This is a genomic window from Agrobacterium sp. FDAARGOS_525 (genome assembly GCF_003938925.1).
Lineage (GTDB): Bacteria > Pseudomonadota > Alphaproteobacteria > Rhizobiales > Rhizobiaceae > Agrobacterium > Agrobacterium pusense.
Window position 1 is genome coordinate 2,937,619 of sequence record NZ_RKIU01000003.1, and the last position, 18,656, is coordinate 2,956,274.

Sequence of the window (18,656 nt, forward strand, 5' to 3'; positions counted from 1 at the left end):
GAGAGCATGAAGGCCCGGGATTTTATAACAGATGTCATGCATTCCCTCGCCTTTCTGAGCCGCCTGCCCGTCCCTTCGCGATTCTTCGAAGGCGACTCGGGCGTGTCGATGGACCGGGCCGCCCGCGCCTTCCCCGCCGCGGGACTGCTGATCGCCCTGCCCGCCGCTTTCCTGGTTGTCGTGTTTGCGCGCTTCGATGCCTCTCCGCAGCTCACCGGGTGGCTCGCCATCGGCCTGACGGCGCTCATGACAGGCGCGCTGCATGAGGACGGGCTTGCCGACACGGCCGATGGCTTCGGCAGCGGCAGGGACAAGTCTCGTATGCTTGAAATCATGAAGGACAGCCGTATCGGCAGTTATGGCACCATTGCCATGGTTCTTTCCTTCGCGCTCCGCGCCGCTGCACTCGCCTCACTGATCGAAACCCTGCCGGGCAAAACCGCTGCCGCCTGCCTGATTGCAGCGCTTGTCACGAGCCGCGCGCTGATGGTGTGGCACTGGCAGTCCCTGCCCGCCGCCAAGACCTCCGGCATCGCCGTCAATGCCGGCCAGCCCGGAGAAAGCGAACGCAACATCGCGCTGGCCGCCGGGCTTCTTCTCTTCATATTGTTCACGCTGCACGCGCTGCCACTGTTTGAGATCGCGCTTGTGCTGGCGGTGGCGGTCATCGCGGCCATGCTGTTCGGCAGGCTGTGCGAGAGGAAGATTGGCGGCCATACCGGGGATACCATTGGGGCTTGCCAGCAGATCACGGAGATCGTGATTCTCGTCGCACTTGCCCTTGCGGCGTGAGGGCCTGATATAGATCACCATGGAAACACCCTGCGTCCAGATCTGTCGCCTCGACACGACCCACACTCTCTGCATCGGCTGCGGCCGCACGCTGGATGAAATCGGCGGCTGGACGGGTTATAGCGACGAGACGCGCCGCTTGATCATGCGCGCGCTGCCGCAAAGATTGGCAAATCTGTCCGAGTCCGCCAAGGAGACACATACCGCATGAACAGACTGACCATCGTTCTCCTTCTGCTGGCCGTCGGCCTTGGCCTGCTCGTCGTTAATCACAATGGTGGCCGAACGCTCGGCATCGATAATGATCAGTTTGCCCAGGTCCTTTATCTTCTGCCCATCGCAGGGCTGCTGTCGGCCGGCATTCTGGCGGGAAGACGCGGCAACTTCGGCACCGTCATCCGGCAGCTCGCCGTCTGGCTCGTCATCATCCTCGGCCTCGTCTCGCTCTATCTCTATCGCTACGACCTGCAATCCTTCGGCGACCGGCTGCTCGGCGGTCTGATGCCCGGCCGCGCCGTCGTGGTGACGACATCGGCAGGCGAGCAGGAAATCGTGCTGCACAAATCCATGAGCGGCCACTTCGAAGCGAATGTCGGGATTGAGGGCAGGACGATCCACATGCTGGTCGATACAGGCGCCAGCTCCGTGGTGCTCGCAAATGCGGATGCGACCGCGATCGGCATCGACACCACAAATCTTCGCTATACCGTACCGGTAATGACCGCCAATGGCCGCACGGCGGCAGCACCCGTCACGCTGTCGGAAATCAGCATTGGCCCGATCGTGCGGCGCAACATCCCCGCCCTCATCGCCCAGGATGGCCAATTGGGCCGGAGCCTGCTTGGCATGAGCTTTTTGTCGACGCTTGGTTCGCTGCAGATGCAGACCGACGAATTGCGGTTGCGGGATCGGTGAGCACTGCCCCCTCGAGATTCATTTCGGGGAGTTTTCTCACGTCTTGGTACCGGAAAGGAAATTCCTCGTCGCGTCTGCAATCGGGATATTCTTTTCACGCGCAAGGGCTGCGGCGGGCCATTGCCCCTTGATTCCCTCGCATTTGATAATTTAAGTTGTTGCTGTTCTCAGGGCGGGGCGCAATTCCCCACCGGCGGTATCGGGACTTTCCCGGAGCCCGCGAGCGCTTCCGGTTTCCAAAGCCGGAAGGTCAGCAGATCCGGTGAGAGGCCGGAGCCGACGGTATAGTCCGGATGGAAGAGGACAAGGCATGGGACGCCTGCGCGTTAGCGGGCTTCGTATTGCATTGTTCGCCCAAGGGATATTTGGCGCTTCTCGAAGCGCGAAAATGCCGCAAAACGGCATAACCCTTGAAAGGCTTGAAATAGAATGACAGTTGCCAGAATTGAAGACGCCATTAACGCCATTTCCCGCGGCGAGATGGTGATTGTGGTTGACGATGAAGACCGCGAAAACGAAGGCGATATCATCGCCGCCTCCGACAGCATCACTCCCCAGCAGATCGCCTTCATGATGAACCATGCACGCGGGCTGATCTGCGTGGCCATGCCCGAAGAGCGCCTCGACGCGCTAGACATTCCGCTGATGGTGTCGCGCAATACCGAATCCCTCAAGACGGCCTTCACCGTGTCGGTGGATTACATTCCCGGCACCACGACGGGCATTTCCGCCGCCGACCGCGCAAAGACCGTGCGCGCGCTGGTATCGGAAGGCTCGCGCCCCGAAGATTTCGCTCGCCCGGGCCATATCTTCCCGCTGCGCGCCAACCCGCAGGGCGTCCTCGGACGCACGGGCCATACCGAAGCCGCCGTTGATCTCTGCCGTCTCGCCGGGAAGTTCCCCTCCGGCACGATATGCGAAATCGCCAATGACGACGGCACCATGGCCCGCCTGCCCCAACTCGAAGTCTTCGCCGAGCGCCACGGCCTGCTGGTCGTGACGATCAAGGACCTCGTTTCCTATCTCGAGGGTGAGGTTGTCGAGGAAGTGGCGCAGAAGCAGGTCGCCTGACCTGCGTTCGCGTTGTGCTTTGAATACGAGAACGCCCGGCGCAGACCGGGCGTCCAATTTTCAGGAAAGCGTTTCTGGATCAGTTGCGCAGCCGATACCCTGTCTTGAACATCCAGCCGACAACACCGAGGCATAGCGCCAGAAACAGCGTGATCATCGCCAGGCTGATGACGGGATTGACGTCAGCGATCTCATAGAAACTCCAGCGGAAGCCGCTGATGAGATAAAGCACCGGATTGAAGTGGCTGACCGTCTGCCAGAAGGGTGGCAGCATGTCGATGGAATAGAAGCTGCCGCCGAGGAAGGTCAGCGGCGGCACCACCAGCATGGGAATGAGGTTCAACTGCTCGAAATTCGTTGCCCAGATGCCGATGATGAAGCCGAACAGGCTGAAACTCACAGCCGTCAGCACAAAAAACAGGATCATCATGAACGGATGGGCGATGCTGATATCCACGAAGAACGACGCGGTTATCAGGATGATCGTACCGATCATCAACCCCTTTGTCGCCGCCGCTCCGACATAGCCGACAAGGATTTCCGTCATCGCCACCGGTGCGGAGAGGATTTCATAGATCGTGCCGGTGAATTTCGGGAAGTAGATGCCGAAGGAGCCGTTGCCGATGCACTGCGTCAGAAGCGTCAGCATGATGAGGCCGGGCGTTATGAAAGCGCCATAGGAAACCCCACCAACCTCCTGAATCCGCGAACCGATCGCTGTGCCGAACACGATAAAATAGAGCGAGGTGGAAATGACCGGAGAGACCACGCTTTGCAGCAGGGTGCGGCGGGTGCGCGCCATTTCGAACAGGTAGATGGACTTGATGGCTTCGAAATTCATTTCTGGCCTCCCACCAGCGAAACGAAGATATCTTCGAGCGAACTCTGCCGCGTGGAAATATCCTTAAAATGGATGTTGGCGGCGAAAAGCGCGCTCAGGACATCGGCAATGCGGCCCTGCTCGCCATTATCCTCGATTTCATAGGTGATGGTGCAGCCATCTTCGGAAAGCGTGAGGCCGAAGGGCGCGAGACTTTCCGGCAAAGTCTCCACCGGCTGGGAAAGCTCAAGAAAAAGCTGCTTGCGGCCGAGTTTCTTCATCAATGCCGTCTTTTCTTCCACCAGCAGCAATTCGCCACCATTGATGACACCCACCCGGTCGGCGATTTCTTCCGCCTCCTCAATGTAATGCGTGGTGAGAATGATGGTGACACCCTTGGCGCGCAGCTCGGAGACCACATTCCACATGTCGCGGCGCAGGGTCACATCCACGCCCGCCGTCGGCTCATCGAGAAACAGGACCTTCGGCTCGTGCGCCAGCGCCTTGGCAATCAGCACACGCCGCTTCATGCCGCCGGAAAGCTCCCGCAGCATGTTGTCCTTCTTGTTCCAGAGCGACAGGGATTTGAGGATGCTTTCGATCAGCTCCGGATTCTTCTTCTGTCCGTGTAGTCCGCGCGAAAAGCTGACGGTGTTCCAAACCGTCTCGAACTGGTCGGTCGTCAGTTCCTGCGGCACGAGGCCGATGAGGGCGCGGGTCTGGCGAAAATCCTTCACCACATCGTGCCCACCAACCAGCACCGAACCGTCACCCGGATTGACGAGACCGCAGATGATCGAGATCAGTGTCGTCTTGCCGGCGCCATTGGGACCGAGAAGAGCGAGTATCTCCCCCTCCCGGATATCGAGGCTGACACCTTTGAGCGCCTGGAAGCCATTTGCGTAGGATTTGGTCAGATTCCGTATCGAAACAATGGCATTCATGGCGAATTCTTTCGAAAAACCGAGTAAGATGAACGCCATATAGACCGCAGAGGTTGCAAATGCCAGCCCGGCGGACTGAACACTGCGTTCGGCGGGAGCGGAAAATCAGCCGTAGACGCTATAGAAAAACTGCGCTGCGACGAAAACCAGAAACACGCCGAAGGCCCGCTCCAGCTGCTTCTTGCTGAGCGCATGCGCCAGCCGTGCACCATAGGGCGCGACGACAAGGGTAATGGGGATCAGGAGCACCACGGCGATCCAGTTGATGAAGCCGGTGGAAAATGGCGGCAGCCCCGCATCGCCCCAGCCGGCCCAGATGTAACCCGCAAGCCCCGGCAGCGAAATCAACACGCCGACACCGGAAGAGGTGGCAACCGCCTGATGAATGCTGCGTCCGTAAAGCGTCATGAAGGTGTTGTTCATCACCCCGCCGCCCACGCCCATCAGCCCGGAAAACAGCCCGATGCCGGTGCCCACCAGAAAACGGGCCGGGTTTGGCGGCAGATCGGAACCGAGATGCCAGCTCGCCCGGTTGAAGATCATCCGGAAGGCAAGCGCGAGCGCGATGAAGGCAAAGATCAGGCGCAGCGCCACACTCGAGGCATAGGCTGCAACAATAGAGGCGAGAACGGTGCCAAGCGGCACGGCGACGACCCAGCCTTTCAGAAGCTCGATATCGACGGCGCCCTTCTGGCGATGCGTCAGGAACGAGCGGATGGACGTCGGCACGATAATGGCGAGAGACGTTCCGAGCGAAAGATGCATTCGCACCGCCTCAGGCACATCCAGAAGTCCGAAGACCTGGTAAAAAACCGGCACCAGCACCGCGCCGCCGCCGATACCGAACAGGCCAGCCAGAAGGCCTGCAACCACACCCGCAGCAGCAAGTGCCGCAGCGAAGATCATTATCTCTGAAACTGGGGGCATGAAGGCAGGCTCCCGAAGGCCGTTGTCACAAACATGTGACGCTCATAGCGTATCAGAAAAGGGCGGCAAGCCATGTTGGCCGCAGGTCAGTACGGCGCGACATCTTTTGCCGCAAATCCGCGCCGGATGGACCGTTCTGTGGGATCGCTTCCCATTTCATGCCCTTGCAAAGACGCCGATATCCCCCCGATAAGGCTGTCTTCTTCAACCGGCCTTCGGGCCGGTCTTTTTTTTGTGGGAATGTGGCGGGCGATTATCGAGCTAGCGGCAGCAAAACATCCTCAAGCTTCGTCATTCCGACCATATCCAAAGATCCGGCGCCTATGTCATCGGCGGCAGCCCTATGACAAGCCGCACTCCGTGTTCGACGTCATCCTCGGCCTTGTGCCGAGTATCGCCAATAGCGGCGTTGCAGATGCTCGGGACAGGCCCGAGCATGACGGAGGAGACGCTTTCAAACTCAGCCGCCAACCTCCAACGGCGCGACTTAATCGCAATGCCTGTAACCTGACTTGCGGGTACGCAGGTCGAAGTGAAAATGGTTCCAGTGGTTGGGATCACTGCCCGGCCCGAGAACGGTGGAGAAATATTTGCAGCTATCCGATCTGACGGCCTTCAGCAGTGCCTTTTCGCGGAAAGCGAAGAAACTCTTCTTGCGGACATCGATTTCCTTGCCGTTCTTCAGCGTGATGGTGCCGATATCGATGGCGTTGCCCCGCGCATGTTCCGACCACGGATTGCTGGAACGGGAATTCATCTTGCGGCAGGAATAACCACCCATCGGCGTTATGCGGCCGACGCCGGAGAGATAGCGGAAACGCGAGGACGGTACGAGTTCGAACTTCACCCATTTCGCAAAGGCAAGCGTAACCTGGCAATTGAGCTTCACCGCCGGACGAACCGCGACGCCGCTGGCGAGACCGCTGAGTTCGATCGGGTAATCGATGCCGCAGGTCGGCCCGTCGGCAATACGGGCGACGTCGCGAAAAGCGACACCCAGACGGCGAAGCTCGGCGCGGCAGGCAACCTCCGAAGACGGCATGATGCCGGGCGGCATGGACCGGTCGCTCTGAAGTCCGCCGCGAACGGTCGGATCATTCGGCATGAGCATGGCCACCTCTTCCACCGGCTGGCGGCGGGAGGACGATCCGGGTGGCGGCGGCGGAATGAGCCCGGACTGGCGCCGCGCCGGAGAAACCGCAACCGGATTGTCGGTGCCGATGCCGTCCACCACCGGCTGGGCCGAAGCCCCCTCGACGATTTCGGCATCCTGCTCCTCCGCCAGTCCCCGCACCGGCTCCACGCCGAGCATGGAATCCATGTTCACGCCGCCTTCGCCCTCGGCAATCTGGCTGCTGGCCATGTGCTGCGGGGGCATCTCCTGGCTTTGCGTCGCCTGCACCGGCAGATTGCCATGACCGCCAGCCGCCATGCGTGCCTGATGCTGTGCGTCGAGGGTGGAATAACCCTGCCCTGCCTGGCGCGTTTGCAGCAGCGGATCCTGCGAAGCATAAGGCTCCGGCATCGGCTGCGATATGGCCGTAGGATAATCGTTGCTCTGTCCGGCCCGCTCAACCTGACGGAAGGCACCTGCCGGCGCGCTGTAGCCCTGTTGCCGCGAGGAACGGATTGCGCTCACGCGTGTGGTGCCGTCCACCTCCGCCGGTGGCACGAGGCCCTCCGCCGAACACGACACCATGACCGTGGAAATCATCAGCAACGTCACAAGACGACGCGGAAGGGAAACATACGCCATACGAGAACCTGTACCTTCAGCGGCCGCAATCCGCGGCAATACAGGTCAAATTTTAAAGAAATGAGGTAAACGAAACCTTATTGGTTGCGGGAAATAACGAATGGCTGGTTCTGATAGCCCAAAACAAAGGGCGCAGCCGGAACCGCGCCCTTCATCAGATCGAGACGCCTGAAGTCAGGCCGCCCGCGAAACCTCGTGCTCGGCATCATGTCCAAGTTCGAAGCGCGACAGAAGCGAGCGCAACTGGCGGCTTTCCTCGGCGAGCGTCTGGCTGGCGGCGGTCGTTTCTTCCACCATCGCCGCGTTTTGCTGCGTCATCTGGTCCATGTGATTAACGGAGGTGTTGATCTCCTGGAGGCCGGTGGCCTGCTCCCGCGCCGCAGTGGCGATGGAATTCACGTGACCTTCAACCCGGTTTACGAGCGCCACGATTTCTTCCAGTGCATCGCCCGTGGAGCGGACGAGTGCGACGCCGCCGCCGACCTCCTCCGCCGAGCGATTGATAAGGGTCTTGATCTCCTTGGCGGCATTGGCGGAGCGTTGCGCCAGTTCGCGCACCTCCTGCGCCACCACGGCGAAACCACGTCCGGCCTCGCCGGCCCGCGCCGCTTCCACGCCGGCATTCAGCGCCAGCAGGTTGGTCTGGAAGGCGATCTCGTCGATGACGGAAATGATCTGTCCGATCCGCTTTGACGATTCCTCGATGCGGCCCATGGCATCGACCGCGTTGCGCACGATCTCGCCTGAGCGGCCGGCGCTGCTTTTCGTGTCCTGCACCATCTGCCGCGCCTCATTGGCCCGTTCGGATGCGGTGCGCACCGTGGCGGTAATCTCGTCAAGCGCTGCGGCCGTTTCCTCCAGCGCCGCCGCCTGCTGTTCGGTCCGGCGCGAGAGATTGCCGGTCGCGCCGCTGATATCCGCAGCGCTGTCATTGACGACATGACCGGTCCGGGAAATCGCTTCGATGGCGCCATGGAGCGCACCCACGGCCCGATTGAAGTCCGTGCGCAGCTTTTCGTAGTCGTCGCCGATATCTGTCAGCGAAACAGTCAGATCCCCATTGGCAAGCGCCTCGAGCGCCTCCCCCAGACGCTCCATGGCATGGGCCTGCCGCTCGGATGCGGAACGAAGAACCATCTCGTTGCCCCGACGCGCTTCCTCCAGCGCCCGCTGCTGGTCGGCCTCACGCGCCTGCAGGGCGCTGCGCTCATTGACGCTGTCACGCAGCACCAGCAATGTCTTGGCAATCGCGCCGATTTCGTTCCGGCGATCCGCGAAGCGGATTTCGGCCGTGCCGTCGCCGTCGGCGATCTGCTTCATGCTCTGCCGGATGAGATCGATCGGTCGAGTGACGCCACGCACGACGGCGGCGGCCACGGCAATGACGACAAGGCCGGACAAGATGCACAGGCCGATGTTGAAATACGCGTCGCTCCAGAACACCGCTTCGAGGTCGTCGACATAAACACCCGTACCCACGATCCAGCCCCAGGGTGCGAAACCGGCGACATGGGAAAATTTCTCCACCGGCTCCGGGGCACCCGGTTTCGGCCAGTAATAATCGACAAAGCCCTGACCGCCCGCCTTGACCGTATTCACGAACTCAACGAACAGCGCCTTGCCGTTCGGGTCCTTGTTGGCGGTAAGATCGGTTCCGTTCATTTCCGGCTTGATCGGATGCATCACCATTTTGGGGTGCATATCGTTGATCCAGAAATAACCGCTGCCGTTGCCATACCGCATGGCCGCGATTGTGACCTTGGCCTGCTGCTGCGCCGCCTCCCGCGTCAAGCTGCCGCTTTGTTCCAGGCGATAATATTGATCGAGAATAGCGACGGCCGTTTCGTTCATCGCCGCAAGCCCGGCTTTGCGCTCGCGTTCCATCTCGCCAAAGGTTTCGAACAGGCTGAATGTCAGCGCTGCGGTCAGGATTGCCAGAAACAATGCGACGAGCGCATATAGGCGCATAGATATAGTGACGTTTTTCATATTCCCCCCAACGTCGATGAGTGCACTTCGACGAGCCGATGCTAAGGGGAAAAAATTTATTATGATTAAATACGCCCATTATACGTTGGTATTATCTTCATGGGCGTCGAACACGGCCTGAAATACTCACCATCGCCATTGGCCGCCGGCGGGACAGCCAGTAATTCGATGAAACCGCACGAATTTAAAGGCAGCGTTAACCCTGCCTCCCTATCCTCTTTTGCCACAATACCGGTACTTGGAGGCGCGCGATGGCACGGCCGAATTTCCGCTACACGCATTATGACCTGAAGGAATTGCGGGCGGGCACGATCATTGAAGTATCTCTCTCGGCCATCAACAATGTCCGGTTGATGACGGGCGCGAATTTCCAGCGCTTCACCGAACTGCTCGATTTCAAATATCTTGGCGGCGTCGCGAAAAAGTCGCCAATCCGGATCGCCATCCCCGAAACGATGCACTGGCATCTGGTGATCGATGCCGACGGGCATAACGGCCTGGCGGAATCATCGGTCAAGATGCTGCCGGCGCAGCCGCAGGCCGCGCCTCAGCGCAAGGCATCCTGACTTATTTGAAAAAACAATGCGATAGCGCAGTTTCGCGACTCTTTTTGGCAAGCGCCTGAATCATTTTGTGAAGATGAGGGCTAACGCGATTCCCGCTCGCGACGCAGTTTCGCCCACCAGTCGAGACGTTTGCGGATTTCGCGTTCGAAACCTCTGTCCGGTGGATCGTAAAAGGTGGTCCGCCCCATTTTTTCCGGGAAGTAATCCTGCCCTGAAAAAGCGTCCGGCTCGTCATGATCGTAACGGTAGCCGTCACCATATCCCTCGCCCTTCATCAGCTTGGTCGGTGCATTCAGGATGTGTTTGGGCGGAACAAGCGAGCCATTTTCCTTCGCGGCGCGCATCGCAGCCTTGAAGGCGGTATAGACGGCATTCGATTTCGGAGCGGTGGCCAGGTAGACGCAGGCCTGCGCCAGCGCAAGTTCACCCTCCGGCGAACCAAGATAATCATAGGCATCCTTGGCAGCATTGCAGACGGCGAGCGCCTGCGGATCTGCAAGGCCGATATCTTCCACCGCCATGCGCACCAGCCGCCGGCCGATGTAGAGCGGGTCCTCGCCGGCATCGAACATGCGGGCGAGATAATAAAGTGCGGCATCCGGGTCCGATCCACGCACCGACTTATGCAGCGCGGAAATGAGATTGTAGTGGCCGTCCTGGCTCTTGTCGTAGACGGGCGCACGGCGCTGCACGATGCGCGTGAGCCCTTCCGTGTCGAAGGTTTCATCTTTCCGCGCCGCGCGCCAGACTTCTTCGGCAAGCGTCAACACCGCTCGACCGTCGCCATCGGCCATGCGGATCAGGCTTGCGCGTGCATCCTCCGTCAGTGGCAGGGGCTTCTGCTCCGCCTCCTCCGCGCGCTTCAGAAGCTCGCTGAGACTGTCCTCGTCATGCGACCGAAATGTCAGGACACGGGCCCGCGACAACAGAGCGGCATTCAGTTCAAACGAGGGATTTTCGGTGGTCGCCCCCACCAGAATAATGGTGCCGTCCTCCATGACAGGCAGAAAACTGTCCTGTTGCGCACGGTTGAAACGGTGAATTTCGTCGACGAAAAGCAGGGTCTGGCGACCGTTCATGCGCCTTGCACGCGCCGCTTCGAAAACCTTCTTGAGATCGGCGACGCCGGAAAAGATCGCTGATATCTGTTCGAAAGCCAGCCCCGCCTCGCCGGAAAGCAGGCGGGCGACCGTCGTCTTGCCGGTGCCGGGCGGCCCCCAGAAGATCATCGACCCCAGCGAGCCGCTATCGATCATGCGGCGCAGAACGCCCTCCTCGCCCGTCAGATGCGGCTGCCCGCTTACTTCCGCCAGCGTCTTCGGGCGCAGGCGATCGGCGAGAGGCCGCCGGTTAGCGACCTCCACCGGCACTTGCGGGGCGAAGAGATCGTCACTCATCGGAGGAACTGCCGGATACGCTGCCCGTCACGCAGGATTTCCACCCGCCAGAAACCAGGATTGTCATCCAGCGCCTTTTCGACAGCGGCCGTGGAGCCGATATCTGCGCCGTTCAGTGAAAGGATCACATCTTTCGGCAGAAAACCGACACGATAAGCCGGCGAGCCACGCTTCACATCGGTGATGACGACACCCGTGACCTGCGAGGGCATGCGCAATTCGTCAGCAAGCTTCGGCGAAAGATTGGCGACGGTCGCGCCGGCGAACGGATTGCGCCCTTCGATCAGCCGTTCGTCGCGGGGAGCGGTCTCGGGCGCAATATCAAGTGCAATCGTCAGCTTCTTTTCCTTGCCCTTGTCCATGACGGTCAGTTCAGCAGATTTGCCTATGCCGGCCGTGGTCAGGCGGTAACCGAGCGCATCGGGATGCTCCACCTCCAATCCGTTGACCGCAGTCACCACCTGGCCCGGCTCTATGCCGGCCTTTTCCGCGGGGCTGCCTTTGACAACGCTGACGACCAGCGCTCCCCGGGCGCGATGCAGGCCAAGGGCCTCCGCGACATCCGAAGTGACGGGATCGAAGGTCGCGCCAATGTAGGGCCGCTGGAAGTTCGCATCGCCCCGTTCAGCAGCAGCCACAAAAACCCGGACCAGATTGGCCGGAATAGCGAAACCGATGCCGTTCGAGCCGCCGCCCTTGGAGAAGATGGCAGTGTTGATGCCGATCAGCTCGCCAGCCATATTCATCAGCGCGCCGCCGGAGTTGCCCGGGTTGATGGAGGCGTCGGTCTGGATGAAGAAGCCGAAATCGCCCTGCGTCACCTGGTTGCGGGCAAGGCCCGAGATGATGCCGCTGGTCACGGTCTGACCGACGCCGAAGGGGTTACCGATCGCCAGCACCAGATCGCCGACTTCGATCTTGTCCGAATTGCCGAGCGGCAGCACCGGGAACTGCTCCTTGGCGTCGATCTGCAGCACGGCAAGATCGACCCGGTCATCTTTCATGAGAACCTTGGAGGAAAATTCGCGCCCATCCGCAAGCGCCACCTTGATGTCGTCAGCACCGTCAATGACATGATTGTTGGTCACCACGAGACCGCCGGCTGTGACGATGACGCCTGAACCGAGCGACGACTGCTTTTCCGTGCGGTTCGGCATTTGCTGCCCGAAAAACTGTTCGAAGAAGGGATCACCGGCGAAGGGCGACAACCGCCGCTGCACGATGCGTTCGGCATAGACATTCACCACCGCGCCGGCGGTGCGCTTGACCAGCGGCGCGAAGGAAAGCTGCATTTCCGTGTGGCTGGACGGCACGGTCCTGTTGTCCTGCGCCCGGGCACCCGCTGGCAGGAGAATGAGCGCGGCGAGAAAGCCGGTGGACAGATACTTCAACACGCTTCGCATGTGATTCCTCATCGTCATCAGTATGATGGAGTTATAACGTCAAAGCCTGTAAAGCAAAGAGCGGCAAGATGATGACCGTGGGTTTCAGGCACGGCGGCGTCCGCTGATGGAACCAGCAAAGGCGTATTTTGGTTTCATCCGCACCAGCAGTCCTCAACAGAGACAAGCCATGCATTTGAAAAAGCCCCTCCTCGCCTGCGGCATCCTTTTTGCTTCCTCGCTCCTCTCAACGGCCGGTGCTGCAAGTTTCGACTGCACGAAATCCGATCTCGCAGCGGATGAAAAGGCCATCTGCGACAACCGCGCCCTGAACGATCAGGACGTGAAGATGGCCACCACCTTCGATATCCTAACCCAGCTGATGGCCATGGGCGCCCGCGACACGTTGCGCGACGAGCAGAGCCAGTGGCTGAAGAAGCGCCAGGAATGTGCAGCCGACGTTGCCTGCCTTACCGGCGCCTATGAGGAGCGCATGAAACGTCTCGGAGAGGCGTTTCAGAGCATCAACCGGCCGCTCTGACCCGATCACACCGCGCGGATGACGTTCTCCATGAGGCCATGCAGCTGGTCGCGATAACCGGTTCGGGCCGATGGCGCGTCTTCACGGGAGGTCATCACGACGGACAGTCGTTTTGCCGGCGCGATGTACAGCATCTGCCCGCCATAACCCCAGGCATAATAGACCGTCTCGCCCGCCATCTCCCTGATGAACCAGCAATAACCGTAACCGTCGCCGTTGAAGACCGAATTGGTGCGCTGTCGCCATGATTGCTCGATCCAGTCCTGCGAAATCAACCGCTCACCACCGGGTGTCACGCCGCCTCTGCGGTAAAGCTCACCGAAGACCAGCAGCGACCGCGCGGTCATCGCCATCTGGTTGCCGCCGAGATAGATGCCCTGCGGATCGCGCTCCCAGCCGCCGATGGAAAACCCTTCCAGGGGCCGAAACCAGTCTCGGGCGAGAGAAAGCGTCGAACGGCCGGATGCCTTCGTCAATATCGCCGACAGCAGATGTGTCGACGCCGTGGAATAAAGCATGCCGCCACCCGGCTCTCCGGCGAAACCCGACCCCAAGGCCATCCGCACCCAGTTGCGGCTGGCGACCCAACGGCCGTAATTCGGCCCGGACATGCGCTCCAGACCGGATTGCATTGACAGGAGGTTACCAACGGTGATCCGCTCCAGCCGGGGATCAGGAATTTGCGGAAATTCACCGCGCAGAATGGTCGCGATCGGCTGGTCCGCACCTTGGAGAATCTTGCGGTCGATCGCCATGCCGACCAACGCGGAGATGATCGATTTTGAGGCCGATTTGATATTGGTGGAGCCGTTCAAACCGGCACCATGATAGGCGCGGCTAGCGATCTCCTCGCCATCGATGCTGACGATGACGGTCTTGAGACTGGAAAGCCCATCCGCCTCCCGCAGCAACGGACCGAAACGGACGTTGTTCCCGGCGCTCTGGGCACGGGCAAGTGAGGCGAAGGGTAGCGATGCCATGAGGGCGAGTGCGGTTCGTCTTTTCATGGTAATGAAGTTAGGCATCGCTGCTTTCTGGAAAAGGGTCGCTGGACGAACATCACTCCAATGTGACTGCCACGCCAGAAACAATCTGCAGTCAGCTCCACAATTACGATGGAAAAACAGAACGTTGAAGGGATACCAGGAATCATCCCGCGAAGTAATTGAATCTGTTTGTGAGCCGAATTCACTCCAAATTCAGACAGCAAAAAGCCGCTCAGAGAGCGGCTCAATTTAAATGGAGGTGGAGAGCTTTCTCCTCCGTCCTGCCGGACCTGATCCGGCATCAGGCATGGCGCGTCTGCGCCGTAAGAAGAGTCTCTTGCGATCAAGGACTTGATCGCGCTGGACCCCGGATAGGTTCCGGGGTGACGAAGCGTGCTTGTTATCGCTCTTCGAGCACTCCGGGAAGAAAGCGACGCATCAGGCGTAACCTTCCAACCCACTCTGCGATAGGATTACTCCGGCAATATCCGCACAGCACCCTTGTCTGCGCTCGAAGCAAAGGCCGCATAGGCCTTCAGCGCCGTCGTGACATTGCGCTTGCGCGGTGCTTCCGGCTTCCAGCCCTTCTCGTCCTGCTCGGCCCGGCGCGAGGCCAGTTCCGCGTCGGAAACCTTCAGGTTGATCGTGCGGTTCGGAATGTCGATCTCGATCAGGTCACCCTGACGCACGAGGCCGATGGCGCCGCCCTGTGCCGCTTCCGGCGAGGCGTGGCCGATGGAAAGGCCTGACGTGCCACCAGAGAAGCGACCGTCGGTGATCAGCGCGCAGGCTTTGCCGAGGCCCTTGGATTTCAGGTAGCTGGTCGGATAGAGCATTTCCTGCATGCCCGGGCCGCCCTTAGGACCTTCATAACGGATGACGACGACGTCGCCCGCCTTGACCTCGTTGCCCAGAATGCCCTTAACCGCCGCGTCCTGGCTTTCGTAAACGACCGCCGGGCCGTTGAATTTCAGGATGGACTCATCAACACCTGCCGTCTTCACGATACAGCCGTCGAGCGCGATGTTGCCGTAAAGCACGGCAAGACCACCATCCTTGGAGAAAGGTTTCTCGACCGAGCGAATGACGCCATTGTCGCTGTCGGTATCCAGGTCGTCCCAGCGCGAGGACTGGCTGAAGGCAACCTGCGTGGGCACGCCGCCGGGGGCCGCCTTGAAGAATTCGCGCACCGTCTCGCTGTTGGTGCGGGTGATGTCCCAGCGGTCGATGGCGTCACCGAGCGTCGCTTCATGCACCGTATAGGTATCGCGGTTGATCAGACCGCCGCGCTCCAACTCGCCAAGAATGCGCATGATGCCACCCGCGCGGTGAACGTCTTCCATGTGAACGTCCTGCTTGGCGGGCGCGACTTTCGAAAGGCACGGAACCTTGCGGGAAAGACGGTCGATGTCTTCCATGGTGAAATCCACCCCGCCCTCGTGCGCGGCAGCGAGGATATGCAGCACCGTGTTGGTGGAGCCGCCCATGGCGATATCCAGCGACATGGCGTTTTCAAACGCCGCCTTGTTGGCGATGGTCCGCGGCAGAACGGTTTCGTCTTCCTGCTCGTAATAACGGCGGGCCAGATCGACGATCAGATGACCGGCCTCGACGAACAGTCGCTTGCGATCCGAATGGGTGGCAAGCGTCGAGCCGTTACCGGGCAGAGACAAGCCGAGCGCCTCGGTCAGACAGTTCATCGAATTGGCGGTGAACATGCCGGAACAGGAACCGCAGGTCGGGCAGGCAGATCGCTCGATAACCTTGACGTCCTCGTCAGAAATCTTGTCATCGGCGGCAGCCACCATGGCGTCGACCAGATCGAGCGCGACGGTTTTGCCATGCAGGACAACCTTGCCCGCTTCCATCGGACCACCGGACACGAAGACGGCGGGGATGTTGAGGCGCATGGCAGCATTCAACATTCCGGGGGTGATCTTGTCGCAGTTGGAAATGCATACCATGGCATCGGCGCAATGGGCATTGACCATATATTCGACCGAGTCAGCAATGATCTCGCGCGAGGGCAGCGAATAAAGCATGCCGTCATGGCCCATGGCGATGCCGTCATCGACCGCGATGGTGTTGAATTCCTTGGCAACACCGCCGGCCGCCTCGATTTCACGGGCAACCAGCTGGCCGAGATCCTTGAGGTGGACGTGGCCGGGCACGAACTGCGTGAAGGAATTGACGACAGCGATGATCGGCTTGCCGAAATCGCTGTCCTTCATGCCGGTGGCGCGCCAAAGGCCGCGCGCGCCCGCCATGTTGCGGCCGTGGGTTGTCGTTCTTGAGCGATAGGCTGGCATGGTGTTTTCCTCAATCTCGGGGCGAAGCGCGCCTGCCCGCAACGCGGTGGAAGCTGCCTCTGCCCTATTTTGCGGTGTTTCTAACGCAAACCGCAAGCGCTGTCACTGTCACCTTAGGGCAAAACAGTACGGTTCGGTACGGTACGCCTTTCCCTTAACGCGGGCGAGCGGACGACGGCCTATCACAAATGCGCGATTTCCGTCTGCCCGGCGCTGTTTTTCCGCAGCAGACTGAAACATATCTGTGCAGCGGCCGTATTGGCTATCATAATCGATTTATCGCCGATGCACCCGGCTTTTGTGGAGGTTCCAATGCCCGCCTATCGTCCGCCCCATATTTCGGCAAGCGAAATCACGCCGAAAAACATCTACCTTTCCAGACGCGGCTTCCTCGGCACAGCGGCGGGCCTTGCGGCAATAGGGCTTGCGGGCCGTGAGGCGGTTGCCGCTCCGCTCGCGGCGAAACCCGGCGCTTACAAGCTGGATGAAAAACTCACGCCGCTTGATGCCGTCACCAGCTACAACAACTTCTACGAATTCGGCGTCGGCAAATCCGACCCCAAGGAAAATTCCGGCAAGTTCAAACCCACACCCTGGACCGTGAAAGTGGATGGCCTCGTTTCCAAGCCACAGGAATTCGGCATCGAAGAGCTGATGAAATATCAGCTTGAGGAACGCACCTACCGCATGCGCTGCGTCGAAGGCTGGTCGATGGTCATTCCATGGATCGGCTTCCCACTTACAAGCCTGCTCGACAAGGTCGAACCGCTGGGCAGCGCGAAATATGTTTCCTTCGAGACGGTGGTGCGGCCAGAGGAAATGCCCGGACAGAGCGGCCTGTTCCAGCCCCTGTCATGGCCCTATGTCGAAGGTTTGCGCCTCGATGAAGCCCGCCATCCCCTGACCATCCTTGCCGTCGGCCTTTATGGCGAGACGTTGCCGAACCAGAATGGCGCACCGATCCGGCTTGTCGTGCCGTGGAAGTACGGCTTCAAGGGCATCAAATCCATCGTCCGCATTTCGCTTGTCGAGAAACAACCGGAAACGACCTGGAAAAATTCCAACGCCCGCGAATACGGCTTCTATTCCAACGTCAATCCACATGTGGACCATCCCCGCTGGAGCCAGGCGACGGAGCAGCGCATCGGCGAAGGCGGCTTCTTTGGCACCCAGAACCGCCCTACCCTGATGTTCAATGGCTACGATGAAGTAGCGAGCCTCTACGCCGGCATGGACCTGAAGGCGAATTATTGACCATGGCTTTCGCCTTCACCTTACCCTCTCTGCCGAAGCGTTACCAACCGGCGGCCATCTGGTCGCTGTATGTCATCGGCCTTGCTCCCGGCGTCTGGTATTTCTACCTCGCCGCAACCGGAGGCCTCGGCTTCAACCCGGTCAAGGATTTCGAACACCTCCTCGGCATCTGGGCGCTTCGCTTCCTCTGTCTAGGCCTGCTGGTGACGCCGCTACGCGATCTCTTCAACATCAACCTCATCGCCTATCGTCGGGCGCTGGGCCTGATTGCCTTTTATTACGTATTGGCGCACTTTACCGTCTATCTGGTGCTGGACCGTGGCCTCGTCTTCAGTTCCATTGCCGGTGATATCCTGAAACGGCCCTATATCATGTTCGGCATGGCGGGGCTCGTCATGCTCCTTCCCCTGGCGCTCACCTCCAACCGCTGGTCGATCCGCAAACTCGGCAGCCGCTGGAACACGCTGCATAAACTCGTCTATCTCGTGCTCATCGTCGGCGTGCTGCATTTCGTGCTGGCGCGAAAATCGATCACGCTGGAGCCGGTGTTTTATATCAGCATGATGGTGGTGCTGTTGGGCTATCGGCTGGTACGGCCGTCGATCATGGCGCGGAAGCGGGGAAGACGCGCCGTTGGCAATGCACAGCAACGCCCGTCAAAAACATGAAACCGACGGACCAAAACCCGAAAACCTCGCAACGCCCTAAAATTGCCGGCTCCAGTCAAGCGGCTGTTTCAGAGATTTTCAGCATCATGGCAATGGGGATGGCTCTCGCCCCCACTGATATTGCCCGGACGATGAACAGCGGTCATCGGAACGCACTATCAAAGCTTCTCGAACACATTGAGAATGGCGAGATCAATGAAGAAGACCTGCAAAAGCTTTGGCTGGCTCATCATGCTTCGGACCGTGTAGCCCTGATGGCGCCACTTGCCGATCTTATTCGTCAAATCAGCCAATATTCGCCCGATCGCCAGCCTTAAACACAGAAAACAACGCAAACAA

Annotated in this window: 18 protein-coding genes and 1 riboswitch; of the genes, 9 read left to right on the forward strand and 9 right to left on the reverse strand. The window is 59.9% G+C overall.

Annotated features, from left to right (window positions below; translation table 11 throughout):
• The first annotated feature begins 6 nt into the window (after positions 1-6).
• From EGT36_RS15875 to ribB, 4 genes are all read left to right on the forward strand, one after another.
• Positions 7-792, forward strand: coding sequence for an adenosylcobinamide-GDP ribazoletransferase (locus EGT36_RS15875; RefSeq protein WP_037092972.1), 786 nt, complete (start codon positions 7-9; stop codon positions 790-792).
• A 19-nt stretch (positions 793-811) separates the two neighbouring features.
• Positions 812-1,003: a DUF1289 domain-containing protein gene (locus EGT36_RS15880; protein WP_006697635.1), complete on the forward strand. Its 192-nt coding sequence runs from the start codon at positions 812-814 to the stop codon at positions 1,001-1,003.
• On the forward strand, positions 1,000-1,707 hold the full coding sequence (locus tag EGT36_RS15885; protein ID WP_037092973.1) for a TIGR02281 family clan AA aspartic protease: 708 nt from the start codon (positions 1,000-1,002) through the stop codon (positions 1,705-1,707). The genes EGT36_RS15880 and EGT36_RS15885 overlap by 4 nt, the downstream gene beginning before the upstream one ends.
• 159 nt (positions 1,708-1,866) lie before the next feature.
• Positions 1,867-2,016: riboswitch (FMN riboswitch) on the forward strand.
• Between the two features lie 120 nt (positions 2,017-2,136).
• Positions 2,137-2,778, forward strand: coding sequence for a 3,4-dihydroxy-2-butanone-4-phosphate synthase (gene ribB, locus EGT36_RS15890; RefSeq protein ID WP_125270531.1), 642 nt, complete (start codon positions 2,137-2,139; stop codon positions 2,776-2,778).
• Between the two features lie 79 nt (positions 2,779-2,857).
• Here the strand turns inward: ribB and EGT36_RS15895 are convergent, their stop codons facing one another.
• The 5 genes from EGT36_RS15895 to EGT36_RS15920 form a co-directional block, all read right to left on the reverse strand.
• On the reverse strand, positions 2,858-3,619 hold the full coding sequence (locus EGT36_RS15895) for an ABC transporter permease (RefSeq protein WP_004442548.1): 762 nt from the start codon (positions 3,617-3,619) through the stop codon (positions 2,858-2,860).
• The gene (locus EGT36_RS15900; RefSeq protein WP_006697634.1) at positions 3,616-4,542 is read right to left on the reverse strand and encodes an ABC transporter ATP-binding protein; all 927 of its coding nucleotides are present in this window, start codon (positions 4,540-4,542) and stop codon (positions 3,616-3,618) included. The genes EGT36_RS15895 and EGT36_RS15900 overlap by 4 nt, the downstream gene beginning before the upstream one ends.
• Before the next feature lie 105 nt (positions 4,543-4,647).
• A complete protein-coding gene (locus EGT36_RS15905; protein WP_037092974.1) occupies positions 4,648-5,469 on the reverse strand; it encodes a sulfite exporter TauE/SafE family protein in 822 nt (273 codons plus the stop codon).
• A gap of 487 nt (positions 5,470-5,956) precedes the next feature.
• On the reverse strand, positions 5,957-7,225 hold the full coding sequence (locus tag EGT36_RS15915) for an extensin-like domain-containing protein (protein WP_037092975.1): 1,269 nt from the start codon (positions 7,223-7,225) through the stop codon (positions 5,957-5,959).
• Positions 7,226-7,399: 174 nt separating this feature from the next.
• Positions 7,400-9,214, reverse strand: coding sequence for a methyl-accepting chemotaxis protein (locus EGT36_RS15920; RefSeq protein WP_037092976.1), 1,815 nt, complete (start codon positions 9,212-9,214; stop codon positions 7,400-7,402).
• A gap of 251 nt (positions 9,215-9,465) precedes the next feature.
• On the opposite strand from EGT36_RS15920, the gene EGT36_RS15925 reads away from it, so the two are divergent.
• Entirely contained in the window at positions 9,466-9,780 is a 315-nt protein-coding gene (locus tag EGT36_RS15925; RefSeq protein ID WP_004442557.1) for a DUF1883 domain-containing protein, read from the forward strand.
• A gap of 80 nt (positions 9,781-9,860) precedes the next feature.
• Here the strand turns inward: EGT36_RS15925 and EGT36_RS15930 are convergent, their stop codons facing one another.
• Together EGT36_RS15930 and EGT36_RS15935 are read right to left on the reverse strand one after the other, a co-directional pair.
• Entirely contained in the window at positions 9,861-11,177 is a 1,317-nt protein-coding gene (locus EGT36_RS15930; RefSeq protein ID WP_035211375.1) for a replication-associated recombination protein A, read from the reverse strand.
• Positions 11,174-12,580 (reverse strand): DegQ family serine endoprotease, encoded by a 1,407-nt coding sequence (locus EGT36_RS15935; RefSeq protein WP_125270532.1) that lies wholly within the window; start codon positions 12,578-12,580, stop codon positions 11,174-11,176. The genes EGT36_RS15930 and EGT36_RS15935 overlap by 4 nt, the downstream gene beginning before the upstream one ends.
• A 169-nt stretch (positions 12,581-12,749) precedes the next feature.
• Between EGT36_RS15935 and EGT36_RS15940 the strand changes: the two genes are divergently transcribed.
• Positions 12,750-13,100, forward strand: coding sequence for a lysozyme inhibitor LprI family protein (locus EGT36_RS15940; protein WP_004442563.1), 351 nt, complete (start codon positions 12,750-12,752; stop codon positions 13,098-13,100).
• Positions 13,101-13,105: 5 nt separating this feature from the next.
• Here the strand turns inward: EGT36_RS15940 and EGT36_RS15945 are convergent, their stop codons facing one another.
• Positions 13,106-14,107, reverse strand: coding sequence for a serine hydrolase domain-containing protein (locus EGT36_RS15945; RefSeq protein WP_037092977.1), 1,002 nt, complete (start codon positions 14,105-14,107; stop codon positions 13,106-13,108).
• A 452-nt stretch (positions 14,108-14,559) separates the two neighbouring features.
• The gene (ilvD, locus tag EGT36_RS15950; RefSeq protein WP_125270533.1) at positions 14,560-16,395 is read right to left on the reverse strand and encodes a dihydroxy-acid dehydratase; all 1,836 of its coding nucleotides are present in this window, start codon (positions 16,393-16,395) and stop codon (positions 14,560-14,562) included.
• Positions 16,396-16,707: 312 nt separating this feature from the next.
• Here ilvD and msrP point away from each other — a divergent pair, with 312 nt between their 5' ends.
• From msrP to EGT36_RS15965, 3 genes are read left to right on the forward strand one after another with little or no spacing between them, the layout of a single operon-like run.
• Positions 16,708-17,649 (forward strand): protein-methionine-sulfoxide reductase catalytic subunit MsrP, encoded by a 942-nt coding sequence (msrP, locus tag EGT36_RS15955; protein WP_037092978.1) that lies wholly within the window; start codon positions 16,708-16,710, stop codon positions 17,647-17,649.
• A gap of 2 nt (positions 17,650-17,651) precedes the next feature.
• The gene (msrQ, locus tag EGT36_RS15960; protein WP_037092979.1) at positions 17,652-18,317 is read left to right on the forward strand and encodes a protein-methionine-sulfoxide reductase heme-binding subunit MsrQ; all 666 of its coding nucleotides are present in this window, start codon (positions 17,652-17,654) and stop codon (positions 18,315-18,317) included.
• Complete coding sequence (locus tag EGT36_RS15965; RefSeq protein ID WP_004442573.1) at positions 18,314-18,634, forward strand: hypothetical protein; 321 nt, start codon at positions 18,314-18,316, stop codon at positions 18,632-18,634. The genes msrQ and EGT36_RS15965 overlap by 4 nt, the downstream gene beginning before the upstream one ends.
• Positions 18,635-18,656: the final 22 nt, after the last annotated feature.